The organism is Myxococcus sp. AB025B (genome assembly GCF_006518215.1).
GTDB classification, from domain to species: domain Bacteria; phylum Myxococcota; class Myxococcia; order Myxococcales; family Myxococcaceae; genus Myxococcus; species Myxococcus fulvus.
In genome coordinates this window covers 1-6,838 of sequence record NZ_SRLW01000418.1, presented here as the reverse complement: position 1 = coordinate 6,838, position 6,838 = coordinate 1, and the positions used below count along the sequence as shown (strand labels likewise).

At 72.2% G+C, this 6,838-nt stretch carries 5 protein-coding genes and 1 pseudogene; 3 read left to right on the top strand and 3 right to left on the bottom strand.

The window, feature by feature from the left end:
* The 3 genes from FL311_RS39545 to FL311_RS39535 form a co-directional block, all read left to right on the top strand.
* Window positions 1-1,318: collagen binding domain-containing protein (locus tag FL311_RS39545; protein WP_141332818.1), on the top strand; the 1,318-nt coding region annotated here is incomplete at its 5' end.
* On the top strand, window positions 1,315-3,291 hold the full coding sequence (locus FL311_RS39540; RefSeq protein WP_141332817.1) for a FecR domain-containing protein: 1,977 nt from the start codon (window positions 1,315-1,317) through the stop codon (window positions 3,289-3,291). The genes FL311_RS39545 and FL311_RS39540, both read left to right, overlap by 4 nt.
* A 2-nt stretch (window positions 3,292-3,293) precedes the next feature.
* Complete coding sequence (locus tag FL311_RS39535; RefSeq protein ID WP_141332816.1) at window positions 3,294-5,180, top strand: protein kinase; 1,887 nt, start codon at window positions 3,294-3,296, stop codon at window positions 5,178-5,180.
* Between the two features lie 43 nt (window positions 5,181-5,223).
* Here the strand turns inward: FL311_RS39535 and recR are convergent, their stop codons facing one another.
* The 3 genes and pseudogenes from recR to FL311_RS44520 all read right to left on the bottom strand — a co-directional run.
* The gene (recR, locus tag FL311_RS39530; RefSeq protein ID WP_046712136.1) at window positions 5,224-5,817 is read right to left on the bottom strand and encodes a recombination mediator RecR; all 594 of its coding nucleotides are present in this window, start codon (window positions 5,815-5,817) and stop codon (window positions 5,224-5,226) included.
* A 6-nt stretch (window positions 5,818-5,823) separates the two neighbouring features.
* A complete protein-coding gene (locus FL311_RS39525) occupies window positions 5,824-6,141 on the bottom strand; it encodes a YbaB/EbfC family nucleoid-associated protein (protein WP_046712137.1) in 318 nt (105 codons plus the stop codon).
* 60 nt (window positions 6,142-6,201) lie between these two features.
* Window positions 6,202-6,838 (bottom strand): annotated as a pseudogene (locus tag FL311_RS44520) (DNA polymerase III subunit gamma/tau); the annotation flags it as partial.

Sequence of the window (6,838 nt, the reverse complement as noted above, 5' to 3'; positions counted from 1 at the left end):
GGCGTCGGTGCAGCGGGAGGGGTTCGACCTGAAGGAGGACTCGGTGCGGATCACCGGCGGCAGCCTCCTGCGGGTCTCGGTGGGGCCCCGGGCGCGGGCCTTCCTGGGGCCGGTGCGCGCGGAGCTGGGGGCGGGCTACGGGTACGCGCAGCTGCCCGTCTTCGGCACCTCGGACGAGCCGGTGCTGGCGCGGGGTGTGCGGCACGCGGCCCTGGTGAGCGCGAGCGTGCGGGTGCCGCTCTTCACCCGGCTGGCGGTGGAGGCGCGGGGCGAGGTGCCGGTGTCGCTGTCGGTCAAGGACGCGGCGGGCGCGAAGGCGGAGGCCAAGGGCTTCGCGGCCGGCGGCGCGCTGTTGTTCCCGCTGACGGGCGGGGGGAGCTGGTCCGGGACGGTGCTCCTGGACTTCCAGCACGTGCAGGACACGGTGACGCTCGCGGATGGCTCGCGCTCCGAACAGCGGATGCGCCGGGTGGGCGCGGCGCTGGAGCTGGCGTGGAACGACGCGCCCGGCGCTCCGCCAGCGCCACCGCCGCCACCTCCTCGGGTGCCGATGGGCACGCTGGTGCTCCAGTTGCTGGACGCGGAGTCGGGCGCGCCGCTTCCGGCCGCGAAGGTGGTGCTGGTCGCCAATGGCGTGGAGGGGGCGGCTCGCGAGGCGGATGCCCAGGGCAACGTGGAGGGCGTGGAGCTGCCTCCAGGAGATGTCGTGGCGCGGGTGAGCGCGGAGGGCTACGCGCCGGCCGAGGGCCGCGTCACGTTGGAGGATGGTGGCCGCGTGGCGCTGGCGGTGCGCGCGCGCAAGCTGCCGCCGCCCACGGGAAGCCTCAAGATTTCGGTGGTGAGCGCGGGCAATGGCGTGCCGCTGCCCGGAGTGCGGCTGATGGTGGGCGGCGTGGAGGCGCGCACGGACCTGCGCGGTGAGGTCCACGTGAAGGAGCTGCCGCCGGGCCCCGTGGCCGTGGTGGCGACGTCCCCGGGTTACCGCGCGGCGGAGGAGGCGGCCATCATCGTCGCGGGGCAGGAGACGGTGCTCTCGGTGCCGCTCGCCTCCGAGCGCAAGGGCGAGCCCGCGACGCTCACCGGCCAGGTGCGCAACGCACGCGGTGGCAAGCCCATCGCCGCCACGCTCCTGATTCCGCAGGCGAAGGTGAAGGCGCGCACGGACGCGAAGGGGGCGTTCACCTTCAAGGTCCGCGGTGGCACCTACCGCATCACCATCTCCGCGCGCGGGTTCTTCACGCAGTCGAAGCTCGTCACCTTGAAGGACGGCGAGCAGGCCATCTTCAACGTCGATCTCTTCCCGAGGCAGAAACGGTGAGCAACACGCGTCCCTGGCTCCTGGCCCTCCTGCTCGTCGTGTCGGGTTGCGACGACGAGGCGGCCACTCCAGCCCCTCCTCCCGTCGAGTCCGCCGCGGCCCCCGACTCGGGCCCCGCCGTGGAGCTGGCCCGACTGGAGGGCCTGTCCGGCGACGTGCAGGTGGAGCGCGGCGGCAAGAAGGTCCCCGCGCAGGCGGGCCCGCTGTATTCGGGCGACGCGGTGGAGACGGGGTCGTCGGGCGCGGCGACCCTGAGCTTCCCGGACGGGCGCTCGGTGGAGGTGGGCGCGGACGCGCGCGTCGGCGTGGGGCAGGACGCAGGCGGCGTGGTGCTGACGGTGGAGCGCGGCATCGTGCTGTCGCGCGTGCCCGCGAAGCCCGCGGGGGCTCCGGCCGGGAAGAAGGTGTCGCTCACGCTGCTGACGCCCTTCGGCCTCACGCGCGTGGGCTCCGAGCCCAGCGAGGTCTCCGTCCAGGTGACGAAGGACGCCGGCCGCGTGGAGGTGAAGCTGGGCGCCATCGAGTTCGTCGCGAAGGACGGCAAGCAACTGCGCGCCTCCGAAGGCGACTCGGTGGAGGTGTCCGCGGGCCGGGCGGAGCTGCGGCTCAAGGGGTCGCGGCGGGTGGAGCTGGAGCCCATCGACGTGACGGTGCGGGTGGGCTCGGGCCGCGCGGAGCTGCGCGGGAAGGACGCGAAGCGCTGGAGGTCGGTGCGCGCGGACGGCGAGGTGCTCGCGCCCGGTGACGGCGTGCGCACGCGCGCGGGCGGCTCGGTGGACCTGACGCTGAAGAACTCGTCCTCGCAGCTCACCCTGGGCCCCTCGGCGGAGATGGTGCTGGAGGGCGCGGGGCAGGGCGGCACGAGCGATGAGGCGCGGCTGGACCTGCGTCAGGGACGGCTGGGACTCCAGCTCGCGCAGGGCCGCGAGAGCCGCGTGGTGCTGCCGGGGCTTACCTTGGAGGGGGACGGCGCCTCGCGGCTGGCGGTGCGGCGCACGGGGTCGGGCTATCTGGTGGACGCGCAGACGGGGCGGGTGACGCTGGTGCGCGGCGAGACGCGACAGCCGCTGCGGGCGGGAGAGCGGGCTGTCGTCTCGGGTGAGACGGGCGAGGCGCGCATCGAGTCGCTCGGCCCCGCGCCCCTGCTGCTCGGCGCGGGAGACGGCGCGGAGGTGTACCACCAGGACATGCCCGAGGTGGCCTTCGGCTGGGAGAAGGAGGGCGAGGTGACGGTGGAGGTGGCGACGGACGCGGAGTTCACCAGGCCCCTGCTGACGGGCACGGTGTTCCAGCCCTTCGTCAACGTGCCGGCGCCCGCACGCGGGACGCTCTTCTGGCGGGTGAAGGGCAAGGACGGTCAGGAGGTGGCGAAGGGCAGCGCGGTGTTCGCGCCGGAGCGGCTCGGTCGGGATTTGGACCGGGTGCGCAACGTGGTGCCGGAGGGACTGGAGAAGACGACCATCTTCTACCAGGACAAACCGCCGGCCGTGACGTTCACCTATTCGGAGGAGGCTTTGGCGGCGCGCTACCGGGTGGCGGTGTACCGGGCGGGTGCGTTGGACAAGCCCGTGGCGGAGCGCACGGTGACGGAGGCTCGCGCGGCGCTGGACGCGGGCGCGCTGAGCGAGGGCAGCTACCTGTGGTCCGTCACGCCGTTGTCCGAGTCGGGTGAGCAGTTGAAGGGGGGCCGGATGAACAAGCTGGAGCTGGTGTACGACAACTCGGTGCCGATGCTGCTCGTGTCGCAGCCGCGCCAGGGACAACGCTCCGCGGCGAAGGTGAGGGCCACGGGCGTGGCGCCGGTGAACGCGCGCGTGTCCATCAATGGACGTCCGGCCAGCCTGGACGGCAAGCATCGGTTCGATACGTGGGTGGAGCCGGTGGGCTCGCCCCCGCTGCTGGTGTTTAGAATGACGCGACCGGGTGCTCCGGATGTCCACACGGTGCGCACCCTGAAAGAGCGAGGGCCCTGAGGATGTCCCCCCCCCAGACGACACAGCCCGGCTCCGGCACCGAGGAGGCTCCTCCGCCGCTGCTTCGCCCGTACGGCCCCTATGTCCTCGTGCGCAAGCTGGCCGAGGGCGGCATGGCGGAGATCTTCCTCGCCAAGCTGCTCGGCGCCGACGGCTTCGAGCGCAACGTGGTCATCAAGCGGATGCTGCCGCACCTGTCGAACATCCCCGACTTCGTGGAGATGTTCCGGGACGAGGCGCGGCTGGCCGCGAAGCTGTCGCACCCCAACATCGTGCAGATACAGGAGCTCGGCTTCACCGAGGGCTGCTACTACATCTGCATGGAGTACCTCGCGGGCGAGGACTTCTCCACGACGCTGCGGCTGGCGGGACGGCGACGCGCGTACCTGCCGTTCCCCATCGTGCTGCGCGTGCTCATCGACTCGGCGCGCGGGCTGCACTACGCCCACGAGTTCTGCAATGAGCTGGGGCAGCCGCTCAACGTGGTGCACCGCGACATCTCCCCGTCGAACCTGTACCTGACGTACCAGGGGCAGGTGAAGGTGCTGGACTTCGGCATCGCGAAGGCCGAGTCGAGGCTCGCCAACACGCGCACCGGCGTCGTGAAGGGCAAGTACATGTACATGGCGCCGGAGCAGGCCAAGGGGCAGGGGGTGGACCGGCGCGCGGACATCTTCGCGCTCGGCGTCAGCCTGTACGAGGCGCTCACGCACGTGCGGCCCTTCTCGCGGGAGAACGACCTGGCGGTCCTCAACGCGCTCCTGCACGGCGAGTTCAAGCGTCCGCGCGAGCTGCGGCCGGACCTTCCCGCGGAGCTGGAGGCCATCGTCCTCAAGGCGATGGCGCCGCTGCCGCAGGACCGCTACGCCACGGCGGAGGCCTTCGCCGAGGACCTGGAGGCGTTCCTCGGCGAGCACCTGAGCGCCGCGGGCACGCCGCAGCTCGGCGCGTTCCTGCGCAGCCACTTCGGTGAGGACCGCTTCACCGAGCGCACCCGCATCCCCACGCTGTCCTCGCTCTCCGCCGCGCTGGGCGCGGTGACGCAGGCGACGGGCGTGGCGGAGATGGGGACGGACGTGGTGGGGGGGCCTTCCTCCGCGACGGGCGGCACCGACGTGGCCACGGCGCGCGGTTGGAGCGCGCGCTCGCCGGCGTCGTCCTCGGGGTTGGTGCCGGCGGCGACGAAGACTCCGGCCACCGAGTCGGCGCCGATGCCCGTCGCCGCGCCCCGTGCGCGCGGCTGGCGTCCGCTCGTCGTGGGGCTCGCGGGTGGGCTGTTGCTCGCGGGCGTGGGCATCGTGGGCTACGCGCGGCTCGTCGCTCCCGTGTCGGCGGGCGTCGTGGCTCCTCCCATCGCCGCTGTCGCAACCCCGCCGGTGGAGGCACCGGTCGCTGCTCCCTCGACGGAAGGGGTCGCCGAGCCCGCGCCGCAGGCCGTGGCGCCCGTGTCGCCGCCACCTGTCGGGACGCAGCCTCCCGAGGGTGTGGCGGCGCAGGGGACTGGAGGTGAGGCGGGCGCGGTGGGGAGCGCGTTGTCACCACCGCCGCCCGTGGAGGAGGTGGCGGAGGGCAAGTCGGTGAAGAGCACGGCGAAGAAGAAGGTGTCGCTCACCGTGGATGACATCTCCCGCGTCGTGGCGAAGGGGCGCTCGCGCATCACCACGTGCTTCGAGAAGAACCGCGCGGACCTGCCGGCGAGCGAGGGCCAGGTGCAGGTGGAGTTCTCCATCGCCTCGACGGGCAAGGTGCGGGCGGGCGTGAGCGGGGCGCTCGCGCAGACGGGCGTGGGCCGCTGTCTCCAGGCGCAGGCGGAGCGACTGCGCTTCCCGGCGCACCTCGACGAGGAGGTGAACGTGGTGGTGCCGTTCTCCTGGCGACTGACGCGGTAGGCGGCAGCACGGCGCCGGGAGCTTCCGGCGCCGGCTCGTACGACTAGAGGTCGCGGCGGGCGGACAGCGCCTTCGCCAGCGTGGCCTGGTCGGCGTACTCGAGGTCTCCGCCCATGGGCAGGCCCTGGGCGATGCGGGTGAGGCGCAGGCCCATGGGCTTGAGCAGGCGCGTCAGGTAGAGCGCGGTGGCCTCGCCCTCGACGTCCGGATTGGTGGCGAGGATGAGCTCCTCCACCTGGCTGTCGGTGAGGCGCTCCAACAGCTCCTTGATGCGGAGCTGGTCCGGGCCCACGCCCTCGAGCGGGGACAGCACGCCGTGCAGCACGTGGTAGCGGCCCTTGAACTCGCGGGTGCGCTCGAGCGCCATCAGGTCCGCGAAGGTCTCCACGACGCACAGCACCCGCTCGTCACGACGGTGGTCCCTGCAGAAGCCGCAGGTCTCCGTGTCCGTGAGGGAGAAGCAGCGCACGCACAGGTGCACCTTCTCCTTCACCTCGCGGATGGCCTGCGACAGCTCGGAGGCGTATTCGCCCGGAGAGCGCAGGATGTGGAACGCGAGGCGCTGGGCGGTCTTCTCCCCGATGCCTGGCAGCTTCGCGAGCTGGGCGACGAGGCGGTTCAGCGGATCGGGAGTCATCCGGTATCAGGTAACGCCGGGGATCTTGATGCCGCCGGAGATTTTCGCGAGCTCGCGCTGCATGTGCTGACGGCTGCTCGCCAGGGCGGCGTTCACCGCGGCGGTGATGAGGTCCTCGAGCATCGACGTGTCGTTCGGGTCGATGGCTTCCTTGTCGATCTTGATGCTGCGGATCTCCTGGATGCCGTTGGCCACGACGGTGACGCGGCCCTCGCCGGCCTTGGCCTCGACGGTCTCCTCGGCCAGCTGCTGCTTGCGCTCTTCAATCTTCTCCGTCAGCTTGTTCGCCTGCCGGATGAAGTAGTTCAGGTCGACGCCGGGCATGTGCTTCCTCGGTACGGGCGTGGAGTGTGGCGCGCACCCTAGCGTCGCGCGCGTCCATTGTCAGGCGCTGTCGTCAGGGGCTTCGACAGGAGCGTCGGCGACCGAGGCGGCGGAGGGGCGCTCGGGCTCGTAGATCTGGATGTGCTCGATTTCTCCACCCAGGACCAGGAGCACGGAGCGGACCGAGGCGTGGTTGCGCACCTTGCTCTCGGTGTTCTTCTCGTGGGTGGCGCGGCTCTGCGCGTCGCGCTCGGCGAGGCTGGGCGCGGCCCGGGAGTCGTCCGCGGACACGTCCTGGAAGGACAGCTTCACGGGCCGGCCGAAGTGTTCGGCCAGGAGCTTGTCGATGGTGGCCTTGCCCGCGGCGGCGGACACCGACATGCGGTGCAGGCCCGCGGAGGGGAGGAAGCCGAGGATGATCTCCCCGGCCTTCATCGACATGAGCCGGCCGTTCGCGAGGGCGGTGCCGTGGCGCAGGGAGCCCGCCTTCACGGTCTCCACCGCGGCGCGCCAACGCTCGATGAGCGGCAGGTTGGGGTTGTCGCGCCCGCGTGCCACGGGGGCGGGCGCGGCGGCCATGGGAGGCGGCTCGGGCTCGGGCGCGGCGGCGGGGGCTTCGGGCTCAGGGATGCATTCGCCGGAGGCGCAGCCGCCCGGAGAGGCCTCTTCTGGATAGAAGCGGGACTCCTCGTCGCTG

Bases quoted from the DNA above. Each gene is read 5' to 3' on its own strand.
- FL311_RS39535 (WP_141332816.1), top strand. From the start codon at position 3,294: ATGTCCCCCCCCCAGACGACACAGCCCGGCTCCGGCACCGAGGAGGCT.
- recR (WP_046712136.1), bottom strand. From the start codon at position 5,817: ATGACTCCCGATCCGCTGAACCGCCTCGTCGCCCAGCTCGCGAAGCTG.
- FL311_RS39525 (WP_046712137.1), bottom strand. From the start codon at position 6,141: ATGCCCGGCGTCGACCTGAACTACTTCATCCGGCAGGCGAACAAGCTG.